At 61.0% G+C, this 15258-nt stretch carries 14 protein-coding genes; 9 read left to right on the top strand and 5 right to left on the bottom strand.

Going from position 1 to position 15258, the window contains the following annotated elements:
* Nucleotides 1–35: 35 nt before the first annotated feature.
* Nucleotides 36–977 carry a glycosyltransferase gene (locus B9Y86_RS01930; RefSeq protein ID WP_085482416.1) on the bottom strand — a complete coding sequence of 314 codons (942 nt, stop codon included), beginning with the start codon at nucleotides 975–977 and terminating at the stop codon, nucleotides 36–38.
* Nucleotides 978–1035: 58 nt separating this feature from the next.
* Between B9Y86_RS01930 and B9Y86_RS01925 the strand changes: the two genes are divergently transcribed.
* Entirely contained in the window at nucleotides 1036–1779 is a 744-nt protein-coding gene (locus B9Y86_RS01925; protein WP_244894591.1) for a glycosyltransferase, read from the top strand.
* On the opposite strand, the gene B9Y86_RS01920 is transcribed toward B9Y86_RS01925, so the two are convergent.
* Genes B9Y86_RS01920 through B9Y86_RS01910 form a run of 3 tightly spaced genes read right to left on the bottom strand, consistent with a single transcriptional unit; the run spans nucleotide 1776 to nucleotide 5341 of the window.
* The gene (locus tag B9Y86_RS01920; RefSeq protein ID WP_085482412.1) at nucleotides 1776–2663 is read right to left on the bottom strand and encodes a glycosyltransferase family 2 protein; all 888 of its coding nucleotides are present in this window, start codon (nucleotides 2661–2663) and stop codon (nucleotides 1776–1778) included. The genes B9Y86_RS01925 and B9Y86_RS01920 overlap by 4 nt on opposite strands.
* Nucleotides 2660–4207, bottom strand: a complete 1548-nt coding sequence (locus B9Y86_RS01915; protein WP_085482410.1) for a DUF2142 domain-containing protein — start codon at nucleotides 4205–4207, stop codon at nucleotides 2660–2662. Before B9Y86_RS01915 ends, B9Y86_RS01920 begins: the two co-directional genes overlap by 4 nt.
* A 33-nt stretch (nucleotides 4208–4240) precedes the next feature.
* Nucleotides 4241–5341 carry a glycosyltransferase family 2 protein gene (locus B9Y86_RS01910; protein WP_085482408.1) on the bottom strand — a complete coding sequence of 367 codons (1101 nt, stop codon included), beginning with the start codon at nucleotides 5339–5341 and terminating at the stop codon, nucleotides 4241–4243.
* Between the two features lie 73 nt (nucleotides 5342–5414).
* On the opposite strand from B9Y86_RS01910, the gene B9Y86_RS01905 reads away from it, so the two are divergent.
* The 6 genes from B9Y86_RS01905 to B9Y86_RS01880 are packed head-to-tail and all read left to right on the top strand — an operon-like array spanning nucleotide 5415 to nucleotide 11771.
* A complete protein-coding gene (locus B9Y86_RS01905) occupies nucleotides 5415–6665 on the top strand; it encodes a rhamnosyltransferase WsaF family glycosyltransferase (protein WP_085482406.1) in 1251 nt (416 codons plus the stop codon).
* Nucleotides 6662–7894: a rhamnosyltransferase WsaF family glycosyltransferase gene (locus B9Y86_RS01900; RefSeq protein WP_085482404.1), complete on the top strand. Its 1233-nt coding sequence runs from the start codon at nucleotides 6662–6664 to the stop codon at nucleotides 7892–7894. The genes B9Y86_RS01905 and B9Y86_RS01900 overlap by 4 nt, the downstream gene beginning before the upstream one ends.
* A complete protein-coding gene (locus B9Y86_RS01895) occupies nucleotides 7788–8813 on the top strand; it encodes an NAD-dependent epimerase/dehydratase family protein (RefSeq protein ID WP_280522288.1) in 1026 nt (341 codons plus the stop codon). Before B9Y86_RS01900 ends, B9Y86_RS01895 begins: the two co-directional genes overlap by 107 nt.
* Nucleotides 8810–9814: a glycosyltransferase family 2 protein gene (locus tag B9Y86_RS01890; RefSeq protein ID WP_244894590.1), complete on the top strand. Its 1005-nt coding sequence runs from the start codon at nucleotides 8810–8812 to the stop codon at nucleotides 9812–9814. Before B9Y86_RS01895 ends, B9Y86_RS01890 begins: the two co-directional genes overlap by 4 nt.
* Nucleotides 9815–9819: 5 nt before the next feature.
* Nucleotides 9820–10959, top strand: coding sequence for a hypothetical protein (locus tag B9Y86_RS01885; RefSeq protein ID WP_085482402.1), 1140 nt, complete (start codon nucleotides 9820–9822; stop codon nucleotides 10957–10959).
* Nucleotides 10960–10991: 32 nt separating this feature from the next.
* Entirely contained in the window at nucleotides 10992–11771 is a 780-nt protein-coding gene (locus B9Y86_RS01880) for a hypothetical protein (protein WP_085482400.1), read from the top strand.
* A gap of 14 nt (nucleotides 11772–11785) precedes the next feature.
* Here B9Y86_RS01880 and B9Y86_RS01875 read toward each other — a convergent pair whose 3' ends face one another.
* Nucleotides 11786–12931: a glycosyltransferase family 2 protein gene (locus B9Y86_RS01875; protein ID WP_085482398.1), complete on the bottom strand. Its 1146-nt coding sequence runs from the start codon at nucleotides 12929–12931 to the stop codon at nucleotides 11786–11788.
* A 206-nt stretch (nucleotides 12932–13137) separates the two neighbouring features.
* Between B9Y86_RS01875 and B9Y86_RS01870 the strand changes: the two genes are divergently transcribed.
* Entirely contained in the window at nucleotides 13138–14040 is a 903-nt protein-coding gene (locus tag B9Y86_RS01870; RefSeq protein WP_085482396.1) for an ABC transporter permease, read from the top strand.
* A 5-nt stretch (nucleotides 14041–14045) separates the two neighbouring features.
* Complete coding sequence (locus B9Y86_RS01865) at nucleotides 14046–15254, top strand: ABC transporter ATP-binding protein (RefSeq protein WP_085482394.1); 1209 nt, start codon at nucleotides 14046–14048, stop codon at nucleotides 15252–15254.
* Nucleotides 15255–15258: the final 4 nt, after the last annotated feature.

Here is a 15258-nt window from a genome sequence, read left to right as displayed (position 1 = left end):
TAAGCGCCCCTCGTGACCGACGAGGGGAGGCGCGATCAGCGGCGGGCGATCCGCTCTGCGGAGCTGGGCATGCGTCCCTGTCTGCCACGGATGCCGTCGAGCCATCCCGCAGCGATGAGGCGGGCGAGAGTGAGCCGGTTCGGCGACAGAGTGAGCACGATGGCGAAGTGCCGCGCATCGAGAAGGGTCTCCCTCACCGACCATGCCCGGTGTCGGGCGCCGAACGCCCTGTTCATCAGAACGCGGTTGCGGGCGATGTAGTAATAGCGGAAGGGAGAGCTGCGCACGAGTGAGACGTCGGTGCCGCCGAAACGCAGACGTCGGCCGAAGATCGTGGGGTGGAAGCGGCCGCCCAGACGGTGGCCGAGATGGGTGCCAGCCGCGAGCACGGTCTCGAAACCGAGGTCGGAAAGACGCATGAAGTACTCGGTGTCGACAGAGTCGATGAACAGACCGGCACGGAACGGCCCCGCGTTCTCCCAGACAGAGCGGGAGATGACCAGGCCCGACTGGATCGGCTCGAGCCCCAGCACAACGCCGTTCCGCACCTCCGCGACGCGCGAGGGAAGCCCCTCGACGGAATGCGGCGCGACCAGGCCGACCCGCACACCAGCGGCAGATGCTGCGTCGTACGCGGCGAGGGCGCGCTCGACGTAGTCGCTTTGAAGCGTCGAATCCTGGTCGAGCGTCAGCACGAACTCTGCACCGGGGGCGCTCGCGAATGCCGTCTCGACGCCCGCGTTGAGCGCGGATGCGATACCCGAGTTCTGCCCGAGCAGAACGATCTGGCACCCGGCCGCGGCGCAGGCATCCAGAATCTCTGTCACATCGCTCGTGCTGCCGTCGTCGACGACCGTGACCGAACTCGTCTGGGACAGAAGCGAGGTGCACGCGTCGAGTAGTGCGGGGCCCGGATTGAATGCTGAGATCACGGCGACGACACGCGTCGACGGGCTGGGCGAAACTGCTCGGGGCACGGCGGCCTCCTTCTGGTCGGACGCCGGAAGTGCTGTGGCGGGCGAATACTATGGTGGCATGATCCGGGCGAGCGTGTGCATGGCCACCTATCGAGGCGCACCGTTCGTGAGGGAGCAGATCTTCTCGATTCTCGAGCAGTTGCACGACGACGACGAGCTCGTGATCGTCGACGACGCGTCTCCCGACGACACGGTCGCCGTGATCCAGGGCATAGTCGATCCGCGCATCCGCTTGCACACGGAATCGGTCAATCGCGGATACGTGCGAACCTTCGAGAACGCGATCCGCCGCGCTCGCGGAACGTACATCATGCTCGCCGATCAAGACGATGTCTGGACTCCCGGGCGACTCGAGCTGATGATCGCGCATCTCGGCACCACTCTCGTTGTCGCCGGCAACTACTCGGTGCTGGGTGAGAACGGCCGGATGCCTGCCCGACGGCCGCTGAGGCCCGCATACGACCGGCAGATCGCATGGAACACACTCGCCGTTCTCGTGGGATACCGCCCCTACTTCGGATGCGCCATGGGATTCCGGCGGGAACTCGTTCCCGATCTCGTGCCGTTCCCAGAGATCTTCATCGAATCGCACGACCTGTGGCTGGCGATTCTGGGCAACGCGACACGATCGATCTCGCACCTGAGCGAGGTCGTCGTCGAGCGACGCCTGCATGACTACAACGTCACGCCTCTGAAGTGGCGCCCCCTCGGCACGATCCTCACGGCGAGGCTGATGCTGGCTCGCGGGATGCTCATCGCCAGGCGCCGGGTACGGCTCCGGCCCCCGAGAGCGATCGTCTAGCGCCCCCCGAGAACGTGTCGCAGCAAAGCGCGTCGGCCATCCGAATCGCCCGATAGAAGCGCCGCCGGTAATTCAGACAGCGCGTTGAGTCTCGACGGAACATGTCGCCGAGCGACCCGGGCTGCCCGGTGCCAGCCGAGCGCATCGCAGCGATCGGCTGCCTCGTAGAACACATCGCGCTCCTCGGCGAATTTCGAGCCGTCGACGCCGCCCTGTGACGACACGCTGGCCGCGTGTCGGCGATAGTCGAAGACTGTTTCGTCGTCGAGCACGAGTGTTCCGCCCGAGAGCACGATCTGCATGATGAGAGTGAGATCCTGCACAACCCGCCGGTCTTCGCGAAAGCCGAATTCGCGCAGCCGATCGCTTCGCCAGCAGAGCGACGGAAAGTAACACCAGTTGCCACGCAGGAGGCTCGCGGCCAACTCGTCGCCGCCGAGGACCTTAGGCTTCGGACCGCGAGGACGCAGAAGCGTCTTCACGCGATCTGGCAGAGGCTCAGAGGGCTCTCCACGGTGGTCGATCACTGAGACACCGGGTTGGATCAGGTCGGCAGCGGGGTACTGGGATCGCAGTTGCGCCACTCGGGCCACGTAGCCCGGCCGCATCACGTCGTCGCATCCCATGATCACGGCGAAGTCGTTCTCGATGAGGGCGACGCATCGATTGAAGTTGCCGCTCACCCCGAGATTCTGCTCGTTACGCAGATAGGTGATGCGGGGGTCGTTCAACTCGCGCGCCCACTCGCCGGCGGAGAGATCGGGGTAGACGTCGTCGACGATCACGAGACGCCAGTCTGAATCGCTTTGGTCCCGCACGCTCTCGACGGCGAGACGGAACTGATCGACGCGCCCGTAGAAGGGCATCAGGATGTCGAGAGTCATGCTGCCTTCGTTTTCAGGCGCGGCGACGAGTAGCCGTCTTCGAGATGTTGATGGTGGGTGGGGCTGAGCACGCTGTGGTAGCGGAGTAGGAGGTGCACGGCGAAGGCGAAAGCGAGTGCGCCCACTGCCCACACCACGATGGGAGTAGCGGGAAGGTCCCACCACCACTCGCGGCGATTGTTGAGGTTCCAACCGCCCATGTCGACGCCCGTGAGGTACCGGCGCATGTTCACATGCAGCGCGATGGCGTTGGCCACGATGATGGCGCCCTCGACGAGATACACCTGAACCCGGCCGAGCTGCGGCTCTCGATCACGCAGATGGAAGAGGGCGACACCGCCGAACATGACGATGAGCGGAAGGACATATCGAGGTTGCACCCCGCTTCCGACCAGGGTGCTGCTTTGAACGAGGATGTAGACCGGGATAGCCACGAGGGCGCCGGCGATGAGGCCGAGAACGAGCAGCTTTCGCCACGTCGTGTGGGCCAGCGCCGCAAATACGACGACGGCGAACGCCGCGAGGCTCACAACCGAGACGCTTCCGGGCATCGGAGTGTCGAACCAGCCCAATGCCCATGAGCCGAACACGCCAGCCCACAGCAGAGGGATGTCGAGGAGGTTGCTGGTCAGAAGGAAGCCCGTATCGGTTGTCGCTACGGTCGTGTCTGTTCCCATGCCGGTCGAGGCCGCAGTGACCTGATTCGACGTGAAATAGAGAGCGATCGAGACCACGACGATAAGCAACGGCAGGATGCTGAGACGCCAATACGCTTTGCTGCGCTGCGCGGTAAGGGCAACTGCCACAACGGCGCCGATGACCGCGTAGAGAGCCGAGTCGGCTCGTGCACCAGCCCCCAGACCTGCCGCGACAAGCGCCAGAATCCCGAGAGCTATGCGCCGCTTGCCCGTCGATTCGAAATAGCCCACCAGCGCGATCCACACCGAGCCGCCCGAGATGATGGCCCACGAACTCGGATTGTTCGACGCGAGCAGGAACATTCCCAGAGGAACGATGCCGATCACCCACGACCAGACGAGGGTGCTGCGACGACGGCGGGGGAGCAGGGCGTAGAGGGCGGTCCAGAGCACGACGAAAATCGCGATGCTTGCCAGTCGCATGATGACGACCGACCGTTCGATATCGGCAGAGGCGAAAACGGCCATCGCCGCGTAGTAGACCGGCGGGTACAGCCCTGTCGAGTTGAGCCGCGTCGTCGGCACCAGTTTCGATGCAGCGTCGCCCGAGATCGGCTGCTGGCATGCGGCGCTCTCAGCAGGCTTGAACTTGTAGCACTCTGCGCCGTCGCGCACGAGTTGAGGAACGAGCCGCTCGTCAGGCTTCGATCCGGGCTCGCAGAGCCCTTCGCGGATTCCGAGTCCGCACCACGTGCTCGCCAGGTGAAAATCGTCGTCGGGACTGGCGCCGACCGGAGAGGCCAGCGCCCAGCTGGCCAGACTGAAGAACATCGCAACGGGAAAGATCACGAAGAGCATGAAGCGGGTGCGTGTGACGCTGGTTCGTTTAGAGGGAGTCGTCGTCATCGAGTCGTTCTTTTCGCGGGTGTGGGGCAGGAATCAATCGTCGACCGTCCACTGGTTGACGAACGAGCGAGGCAGACGAGAACCCGCATCGCGCAGTCGACCGTCGGCGACATATCCGGGCATCATCGCGAGCGCCTGCAGCAGTCCGAGCGCCGTCGCCCGTACCTGGACTCGTGCATCCTTGTCGCGCCGGTTGCGGGCAAGACGGCGGAGCGCTTTTGCCAGGCTTCCACCGGTGCGTGCGACGGCTGACAGGAGCATGCGGAGCGTGCCGTTTCGGGCCGTGACGAGAATACGGTTGCGCACATTGTGTCTGAGAAAGAAAGGCGACCGGATGCCGCTGGACGCGGCGTGACGATGCCACACGGTGGCGTCTTCTGCGTACCGAACGCTCCAACCTGCCCGGCGCAGGCGCCACGCCAGGTCTGTGTCTTCGTAGTACATAAAAAGTCGTTCGTCGAAGAGTCCGACCGAATCGAGAGCCGCGCGCCGAATGGCTGCGCCACCCCCCGAGAATCCGAACACCTCTGCGGGGCTCGCCTCGTCGTCGGTGGTGTCGAGCCACGAACGGTCCCGACCGTTGCCGGAGCGGGAGACCTGGTTGCCCGTGCTGTTGATGAGGGCTACGCCCGATCCGGGTGTGGCATTGCGCGCGACCCGCTCCCACCTCGCTCCCGAAGCAGAGACGTAGGCCGTCGGAGAACCCGGCGCCGGAATGAACCGCCCGCTGAGGAGAATGCGTGCGGTGGCCGCGGCGACGCGCTCACTGCCGTCTTCGATGAGCGGCGCGACGATCGCTGAGATAAAGCCCGGGGCCGCAACGGCATCGTTATTGATCAGCACGATCACGTCGCCGGTGGAGTTCGCGATGCCGAGGTTCACCCCGCCGGCGAATCCGATGTTCTTGGGGCTGCGAATGATGCGCACCTCAGGGTAGAACTGCGAGATCTGGCGATCTGATCCGTCGGTCGAAGCGTTGTCTACGACCACCACCTCGACGTCTATGCCAGGTGTCTTCTGCTGTGACAGCGACTCGATGCACTCGAGCACGAAAGCACCGCCGTTGAAGTTCACGACAATGACGGTTGCCCGCAATTCGTCGTGCGGCATGGCTTCTCCTCGGTCGATCGGCACATGGTTAGGCTACTAGCTGTTCCGCGGCCACCGATCGGTGCCGAGCACGAGAACACCGTTGAAGGAGACCCCCGTGAGCTTGTTTTCTCGCGCCATCACGTCGCTGAAGTCGGAAGGGCCGCGCCAGGCGGCCTCGAGGGTCTTCAACCGACTCTCGATCGATCTCAACACCAACAAGCCCGGCGAGTCCCTCGTGCATCCCGACGATGCCGTCGCTGTGGACTGGACGGTGCCGGCCCTGTTCGAGACGGATCCACCCGCCCCGGTCACGAAGAACGTGAAGACCGCGTGGATCATCTCGCCCCCCGGCCGCACGAGCGGAGGGCACCAGAACGCGTTCCGCTTCATGGACTTTCTTGAGAAGGCCGGCCACTCTGTGACCGTCTACTTCTACACGACAGAATCCAAGCCGATCGATGTGGCTGCGATCCGGCTCATGCTGCAGACGACGAGCGCCTACCCCGATCTTCGGGGCGAGCTGCGCATCTACGACCAGGCCACGGGGTTGGATGCCGACACCCAGGCCATCTTCGCGACCGGATGGGAGACGGCCTACCCGGCCCACCGGCATCCGACGAACGCCCGTCGCTTCTACTTCACTCAGGACTTCGAGCCCGCTTTCTACGCATCGGGCAGCGACTACGTGCTGGCGGAGAACACGTACCGGTTCGGGTTCCATGGCATCTCGGCAGGCAAGTGGCTGTCGAAGAAGCTCACCGACGACTATGGAATGCCGGGAGACCACTACGACTACGCGGTCGACAAGCAGCACTACTCGTTCACCAACACGTCACGTCGGGGCGAGGTGCTGTTCTACGCCCGCCCCCCGACATCGCGTCGCGCTTTCGAGTTCGGCCGTCTGGTGCTCACCGAGCTGCATCGTCTGCGACCCGAGATCACCATCAATATGGTCGGCTGGGATATCTCGCCCTATTGGGTTCCGTTCCCGTACGTGAACCACACCGCGCTCGACATCTCGCAGCTCAACGAGGTCTACAACCGCTGCGCAGCCGGGCTCATCCTGTCTCTCACGAACATGTCGCTTCTGCCCATGGAGGTCATGTCGAGTGGAGTCGTTCCCGTCGTGAACGACGGACCGAACACGCGCGAGATCTTCGAGAGCCCCTACATGGACTACCAGCCGCTGTCGCCCGGTGCGATGGCTCGGCGCATGATCGAGATCGTGGATGACGCCCGCCAGGTGGAGCACGCGCGGGAGATGGCGGAGTCGGTTGCGCGCGTCGACTGGGCAGACCCCGGCGAGATGTTCATCGACGCCTTCGACCGGGCCATGGCCGAGGGGCCAAGTACCATGGCACGGTGAGTTCACTAAGAAAAGCCTGGCAAGTTCTGCGGGAGCAGGGGCCGAAAGCCGTTTTCTGGCGCGTTCTGCACGCGCTCGCGCGGCCGCCTAAGCCCCTGTCCGGGTCGATTCCTATTCGTCTTCTCGTGAAGGAGGACGATGCGAGTGAAGTGGACTGGAGCATCCCTCATCCGGCGGTACTCGACCCGATCGTGCTGAACGACGACAAGCTCACCATCGCGTGGATCATGTCGCCTCCAGGCGAGTCCAGTGGGGGCCATCAGAACATCTTCCGGTTCATCAGTGTGCTCGAAGCCGCCGGCCACACGATCCGCATCTATCTCTACAGTGCTCACGAGCCGTTCACTGTCTCCACGATCAAGGACATGTTGGCGTCGTCGCCGTCGTACCCTCGACTCAACGCCACCATCGAGGAGCACACCGTGGCCGGTGTAGCCGACGATGTCGACGTGATCTTCGCCACCGGCTGGGAGACGGCGTATCCGTCTTTCCGCGACAGTTCTCGCGCTCGTCGCTTCTACTTCGTGCAGGATTTCGAGCCGTATTTCACCTCCGTCGGTTCGGCCTCGGTGCTTGCGGAGAACACGTACCGTTTCGGATTCCAAGGAATCACGGCCGGAGGATTCCTCTCGCACAAGCTGTCCACCGAATACGGGATGCCTGCCGAGCACTATGACTTCGGCGCGAACCGTGACCTCTACAACGTCATCGAGGACCGCCCGCGGAAGGAGATCTTCTTCTATGCGAGGCCGGTCACCGAGCGTCGCGGGTTCGAGCTGGGAATCCTCGCGCTAGCGCACTTCGCCAAGGCTCGCCCGGAGTACACGATCAACCTCGCGGGGTGGGATGTCAGCGCGTATAAGATTCCGTTCGACTACACGAACCTCAAAGATCTCAAGATCGATCAGCTGAATGAGGTCTACAACCGGTGCGCGGCCGGGCTTGTCATCTCCCTCACGAATATGTCGCTCCTTCCACTGGAGCTCCTCTCCGCCGGGGTCATTCCCGTTGTGAACGACGGGCCGAACAACCGACTGGTGAGCGATAACGAGTTCATCGAGTACACCCAGGCGTCGCCGAAGGCTCTTGCCGCCAAGCTCATCGAGGTCGTCGACCGCGAGGATGCGGTGTCGCACGCGCGTGCAGCATCCGACAGCGTGCGGGCGACCAACTGGGAGAGCTCGGGCGCGAGGTTCCTCGAGATTTTCGACGGTGCGATTCGTGGCTAGATGCCTCGTCGTGGGCGCCAACGGGTTCATCGGCTCTCACCTCGTTGACGAGCTGGTGTCGCTGGGGCACGAGGTCACTGCGTTTGACCGTTTTTCCAGCCAGCGAGCGGTCTATACATCGGCCGGGGTCAGGCAGGTGCCTGGCGATTTCATGAACCATTCTGATGTGGCCGAAGCTGTTGCCGGACAGCAGTATGTCTTTCACTTCGTGTCAACGACCACCCCTGCCACCGCCGAGAATGATCCCACCTTGGACGTGCGCACGAACATCGCGTCGAGCATCGAGCTATTTCAGCACTGCGTAGACGCCGGCGTGCAGAAAGTGTTCTTCGCGTCGACGGGCGGCGCGATCTACGGCAATCACCCGGGCACCTCCTTCGCGGAGGACACTCTTCCTCTTCCGGTTTCTCCTTATGCGATCGGCAAACTCGCCATCGAGGGATACCTCCGCTACTTCGGCGTGAAATACGGTCTCGAGTCCATCTCGTTCCGAATCTCGAACCCCTACGGGCCAGGGCAGCGAGCGAACAAGAAGCAGGGCGTGATTCCCATTTTCTTGTCTCGCCTCGCGCAGGGTCTTCCGTTGACGGTGCTCGGCGACGGCTCGATGGTCCGGGATTACCTCTATGTCGGCGACGCCGTACGCATGATCGCCCAGACGGTCGGGCGCTCGTCGTCAGAGAGTGTCTACAACATCGGCAGCGGCTCGGGTGCGAGCGTTAGACAGTTGCTTGATGTCATGGAGTCCGTGACCGGTCGGGAGCCCGCGGTCGAGGTGAAGCCCGTGCCATCGACTTTTCTCGACCGAGTGGTACTCGATATCGAGCGCTTCCGCTCCGAATTCGGCTATGACACTTTTATATCTCTCGAAGAGGGCATATCCAAGACCTGGGCCCAACTTATGGAGACGTCCCGATGAGCGTTGTACAGCCCGAGAACGTCACCCCCACAATGCTGGCGACCGTTGCCGTATTGACCTACAACGGCGAGATCTACCTCGATGAGATTCTCAGTGCTGTCGAGAACCAGACCATCGACGGTGAAGTCGATATTCTCGTCATCGACTCTGGCTCGTCTGACCGAACGCTCGATATCGTCGCTCGCCACCCTAGAGTTCGCCTCCACGAGATCGCCAACTCAGATTTCGGACATGGAAAGACACGCAACCTGGCGGCGAGACTCGCGAGGGGGGAGTACATCGCCTACCTCACGCACGACGCTATTCCCAGCACCGATCGTTGGCTGCACGAGCTGCTCGCGCCCCTGCGAGACACAGACTCGGATATCAAAGCGGTGATGGGAAAACAGATTCCGCGACCCGGCTGCTTCCCCCTCTTGAAGTACGAGATCGAAAGCGTATTCGCCGGCTTCGGTCCCGACTTCGGCACTACTGTCTTCTCCGATGACGGTTCGGCTCACGACCAAGGCCTGATCGATGCCCTGTCGTTCTACTCGGACGTGAATTCCGCGACGCGGACCTCATTCCTGCGCGACGTCATCCCCTACCGTGACGTGCGTTACTCCGAAGACATGATGTTCGGTGAGGACATCATCAGGGCCGGTTACAAAAAGGCTTATGCCCCGCGCGGTGCCGTGATCCATTCCAACGATCTGACCCTCGATGAGTACGGTAAGCGCATGTTCGACGAGACCGTCGCGCTTCGTCAGATCGGCAAGCCGATTCCGCCTATGCGCCGGCGGGCCCAGCTGAGGATGACCGTTCGGGGGATACTCGTGGACAGCCTGCGTATCGCTCGTGACGCGTACAGCACGAAGCGCAAGCTCTACTGGCTCGTATTGAATCCCCGATTCCACGTATCGAAATGGCGCGCATACCGAGCCGCGACCTTGGTTGATCTCAACGATGCGGAAGCAATTGCTGCAGGCTCGTTGGAACACAGCCGCAAAGTGTCGGATTAGCCGGAATGCTTCGTTCCGAGCGACCGAGGGAATGGCTCTCGTCGTGGTGGTTGAGAACGGCCATCATCTTTCTCCTCACGCGAGCGGTCTTCGTCGCTGGCTTCGTGGCCGCTCAGCTGGCGATGAATCGTCCCGTATCCATTCACCACATGCTCGTCCGTTGGGATGGCTGGTGGTATCTGTTTCTTGCAGAGAACGGCTATCCGCCCGAGCTCAATCTGCCTGACCGGCCCAACTACGGGCCATGGGGATTCTTCCCGACGTGGCCCTTCTCCATCCGGGGTCTCCACCTCGCGTCAGGGCTGACGTTCGACGCGTCTGCGATCACTCTTACGCTCGTGTTCGGTCTCGGGTTCGTCCTAGTTGCCCGGATGCTTGCGGCTGAGTTCTTCGGAGAGAGAGCGGCGAGTTTCTCAGTCTGGGTCGTTTGCCTGTTCCCCGGCTCGGTCGCGTTGACTTTGCCCTACACGGAGCCCTTCTTTCTCTTCTTCGCAGCGCTGGCTCTCTGGAGTATGCACAAGAAGCGTTGGGGTCTGGCAGCAGCCGCTGTCTTCTTCGCCTGCCTCACCCGCTCGACCGGTGTTGCCTTGATCGCGGCCTGCGGAGTCCTCCTGATCATTTCGTTGATACGCCGACGGGGGTGGGGGCCAATCCTCCCGGGTATAGCCGGCGGTGTCGCGCTGGTGCTCGTCGGAGGGTTCGCCTATCTCCGTACGGGCGACCCTCTGATCTGGCTCGAAGCGCAGAAACAGTGGAACCAGAAGCTCGACCTCGGTCGGGACCTGCTGCACTGGTTCGTCGTAGACATTCCCGCCCGCACAAATGACCATCACCACTACGCCGTCATGCTTGCATCACTGTGTCTTGTCATTGCCATCGTTCTCATCGGTATACGGGGCGGCGGCCGAATGCCAGTGGAGATCTGGGTGTACGTCTCCGTTCTAGCCTTTTCTGTGCTCGCGTACAGCGGTGTTGGGCCACGGCCGCGCATGATCCTCGGCATGTTTCCTCTTCTGCTGCTGATGGCCGTTCCCGTGAGTCGATGGGCGCGTCCGCTTCGAGCTATCGTGATATGCGTGTTTGCCGCGCTGAGCGCTGGCTACTCCTTCGTGATCATGTATGAACCTCTGCATGTGACCGCGTGACGCGCGATTTATTGGATACATCGAGAAGTAGGGTGACTGACATCGCGAATCGATTCTTGTGGCGCATGTGCTATCGCGTCTTGTCACGTGGATTCTTTCCGCTCAGGCGCCTCCGGGGGCGGCCGGTCCACGACTCCATTCTTGTTGTGATGTGCCTGTGGAATCGGCCGCAACGCATTGATTCGATCGTTCGTCTCATTACCGAGCAAGAGTCGGATCATCCCATCCGGTTAGTTCTTTGGAACAACAAGTGGATCCATGGCCGCCATTACGTGAAGAGTGTTCGTGCCTTGTGGCCAACCGATTCACGGCATAGCGTCGAATTCTTCAACAGCCCGATCAATATGGGCGGCATTGCGAGGTTCTTCGTCGCGAAAAAACTCCGACGCCAACTTCCCTCCGGGGCATTCGTCATGCTCGACGACGATCAGGACGTGCGGCGTGATTTCGTTACAGAAATCGTGGGTTCGTGGACTCCAGGTTCGATCTGGGGATTTTGGGCTTGGACGATTCACGGATCGTATTTCAATCGGACGCCAACCGAGGCAGCAGCGCTAGCCGACTACGTCGGAACGGGCGCGTCAATATGCGATGCATCGATCGTGGATGAGCGTCGTTTCTTTGCTGGACTTCCAACCGAATATGCCTTCATCGAGGATCTGTGGATGAGCAGATACGCGGTAGGGCTTGGCTGGGAGTTGAGGAAGGCGGACGTTCAGGTCGACTTCGTTCTCGATGACACGAACCAGAATCATCATCTCGCTGACCTGAAGGATGATTTCTACCAATTCCTGCAAACTCGCACGAACTGAGGTTGGTTTATCAACTATCGCCGGGTGAGCCGGCGTAAGCGTGATCCCAACCGAACCTCGAAGCTGTTCCTGACGGATGCTAGCTCGGCTTCGACATGTTCTACGTGCGCGAGCGTTCTCTCCAGGCTCGCTTCGAGCGCAGCGATTCGATCGTCACGGATGGTGGATTCCTCATGTAGCTTCCGGGCGAAGGCCTGCTCAGCCTCAAGTCGTGACGCTCGCTCGGCATCGTGCAGGAGCCGCAGGTAGACGTGTTGAAGGTCTTCTAAGGCTTCTACGACGGGCACCGCGGACCGGAGGATGTCTACATCGAAATCCTGGTCGGGCACAGGTGAAGGCCGGCTAGAAGAGATGAATTCCTCTAGGACGAAGGTTCCATTTTCTAGACCTTCGTCGATCTCCCGAGCTGAGGGATGCCGTCGAATGTAGAAAGGAAGGAGAGTGTTCGCGCGAAAACGTGCGTAGTCACGCATGCCATGGTGGTTGGGGCTGGGCGTCGCGTCGGGACTCGACTCGTATGCGCGGCCAGAGATCTCGACCTTGTTCGCGAACTGGGTCCACGACCGCCACGGAAGATGGAGCACTTCGACGGCGAGCTCTGCACTGGGCGAACCCATGGATGCAACATTCACTTCGTGGTTTCCCTGAGCGACTACGACGTTTTCCGTACCCACGTGGATGGCATCGGGGGAGGCGTGAGCGCGCAGACCGACGAGTTCGAGCGCCTGGATCGGACGCTGATCTCTGTACACAAGCCGTTGAAGACCGGAGCCGGCATTGGCGGGAGGGCCTGTCAGATTGACCACGGGAACCTGGAAGGCGCCGTATGAGCGTGGCATCTCTCTGAAAACATCGTGGAGGGTACGGGACCGATCGACGGGAACGAAGAACTCGTCAGCGTCTGCGTTTATGACCCAGTCGGCGTTGTAGAGCGTGTAGGCGTCGCTGGCCATGCGGGAGACCACACGACTCTGCTGCTTGCGATGCTCAGGGTCGTGCCGAAGCTCAAGTATTCCTCGTGATTCATAGTCACGGAGAATGTCGGTGGTGCCATCGACAGAACCATTGTCTGTGACGATGAAAAAGTCGATCCCCTGGTCAATATGGTGATCAAGCATGGCGCCGACGATGTCCGCTTCGTCGCGAACCATCAGGGTCATTACAAGCGTCATTCTGAGTGAGTCCGTTCGAATGTGGGGAACAATCTCAGGACAGGATATCCGTTGCGGACACGATGACCGGGAAAGCGGGGAGAGTGGGAACGACTCTCGCCCAGATTTGACCAGGGGTAACTCATGTATCCTCAATCGCGGCGGTTTCCGTAGTCGCCGTCTTTATTGGCTTGGAGGCCAGATAAGTGGCTGGAATGCAAAACGTTGCCGCAGAGCGTGCACAAAGACTCTCGGAGCTCCCTTTTGAGGAGGCCGGCGCTCGCAGCGCCTTGCTGCAGGGCACGGTCGCTTCCGTAGTTGACATCTGGAAGCACCGAGAGCTGCTTGGTCTCCTCACTCGCAGAGAGCTCAAGGCCCGATACAAGGACAGCAGCCTTGGCTTCTTGTGGAGTTTGATCAAGCCGCTCACACAGCTCCTCATCTACGCAATCGTCGTTGGCGAGTTCCTGGGTGCGGCGCGCAGCCTGAACAATTTCGCTGTCTACCTGTTCTCGGGCTTGACCGTTTATCTCCTTTTTAGCGAGATCGTTGGCGGGGCTACCTCATCGATTGTCGCCAATGCCGGCCTTGTGAAGAAGGTCTACTTCCCGCGCGAGATCTTCCCGATCTCTGCCGTCGGATCTGCGATGGTCAACTTCCTCATCCAGATGGTGATCCTTCTCGTAGCGGCTTTTGTCGCAGGTACGCTCACCTTCGGCCCCCATCTGCTTTACGGACTCGCTGCAATCGGCGTGGTCATCATCTACTCGGCCGCGATCGGAATTCTGCTAGCGGCGGTGAACGTTTACCTCCGAGATATTCAGTACCTTGTCGAGGTCGTACTCATGCTCGTGATGTGGGGCTCTCCCATCCTTTATCACTGGACGTTCGCAACTGCTCGCATGCCCGGTTGGTTGGCGGAAATCTACCTCAACAATCCGGTTACCCTTGCCGTCGTCGGATTCCAGCAAGCTTTCTGGGCTCCCGGAAGCGGCGGTGAACCGCTGCCTCAACTGGGGCTCCGACTCGTCATCGCGGCAGTTGTCGGAATCATCTGTCTCATTATTGCCCAGCGCGTATTTTCGAAGCTTCAGGGCAACTTCGCTCAGGAGCTGTAACACTCATGGCCAGTAACGTTCCCGTCGTCCGCCTCGAAAATGTGTCGAAGCGATTCGTCATCCGCAAAGAGAAAAGTCTGAAAGAACGAATCGTCAATGCTGGGCGGTCGGCGAAGTTCAAAGAGGACTTCTGGGCGTTGCGAGATATCAGCCTTGAGATCAACGCAGGAAGCTCGATCGGACTCATTGGGCCCAACGGGTCAGGAAAGAGCACTCTGCTCAAGGCCATCGGCGGCATCATCGAACCGTCTACAGGGAAAGTCGAACGCAGGGGGAGGCTCGCTGCGCTTCTCGAGCTGGGCGCTGGCTTCCATCCGGATCTCACTGGGCGCGAGAATGTCTACCTGAACGCATCGATCCTCGGTCTGACGACCAAGCAGACTGACTACTACTTCGATGACATCGTGGATTTCTCAGGTATCGAGAACTTCATCGACACTCAAGTGAAATTTTACTCGAGCGGTATGTATGTGCGACTTGCCTTCGCGGTCGCCATCCATGTGGACCCCGACCTTCTATTGGTCGACGAGGTGCTCGCAGTGGGCGACGAGGCTTTCCAACGCAAGTGCCTCGACAAGATCCGTCAGTTTCAATCTGAGGGCCGCACCATCATTCTGGTGACGCACTCTCTGGGGCAAGTTACGGAAATGTGTGACCGGGCAGTTCTGCTAAGCGAGGGGTCCGTTCGATTTGACGGTGCTCCGCAACGAGCAACCGTCGAGTTCAGAGACCTCCTAGAGGACCGACGGCTAGAGGATGCCGCGAGTCATGGCGATGACTCCGTCGACGCGGGCCGCGTTCTGTCAGCATCCGTCCGGGCCGAAGGGCGCGCCGAGGGCGACGCGATCGAGCCCGGTGATGATCTCGTGATCTCGGCGACCTTCTCGCATCGTGACGGATTGGAACGATGGGTGGCGGCCGTCCAGATCGACAGTGTCCTCGGTCAGGCGGTCTATGGCACGACGACAAAGCGAATGAAAATGAGTCTTCCCAGGCTCAAAGATGCACGCACCATCGAGTTCACTATTCGAGACGTGCATTTCGGTTCTGGCAAGTACTTCGTCAATGTCTCGCTCATGGCTCATGACGGAACTCACCTTCATGATCGCCCGCAGATTGCTTCGTTCGATGTGCCGTACTACGACCTGGCGGCTGGAACCCTCTTCGCTGTGCCGGAGATCGCGGATATCGGCGTCGTCGATCAAGCGCGTTGAGCAC

The organism is Agreia pratensis (assembly GCF_900177685.1).
GTDB lineage: Bacteria > Actinomycetota > Actinomycetes > Actinomycetales > Microbacteriaceae > Agreia > Agreia pratensis.
This window is presented reverse-complemented; position numbering and strand designations above follow the sequence as displayed.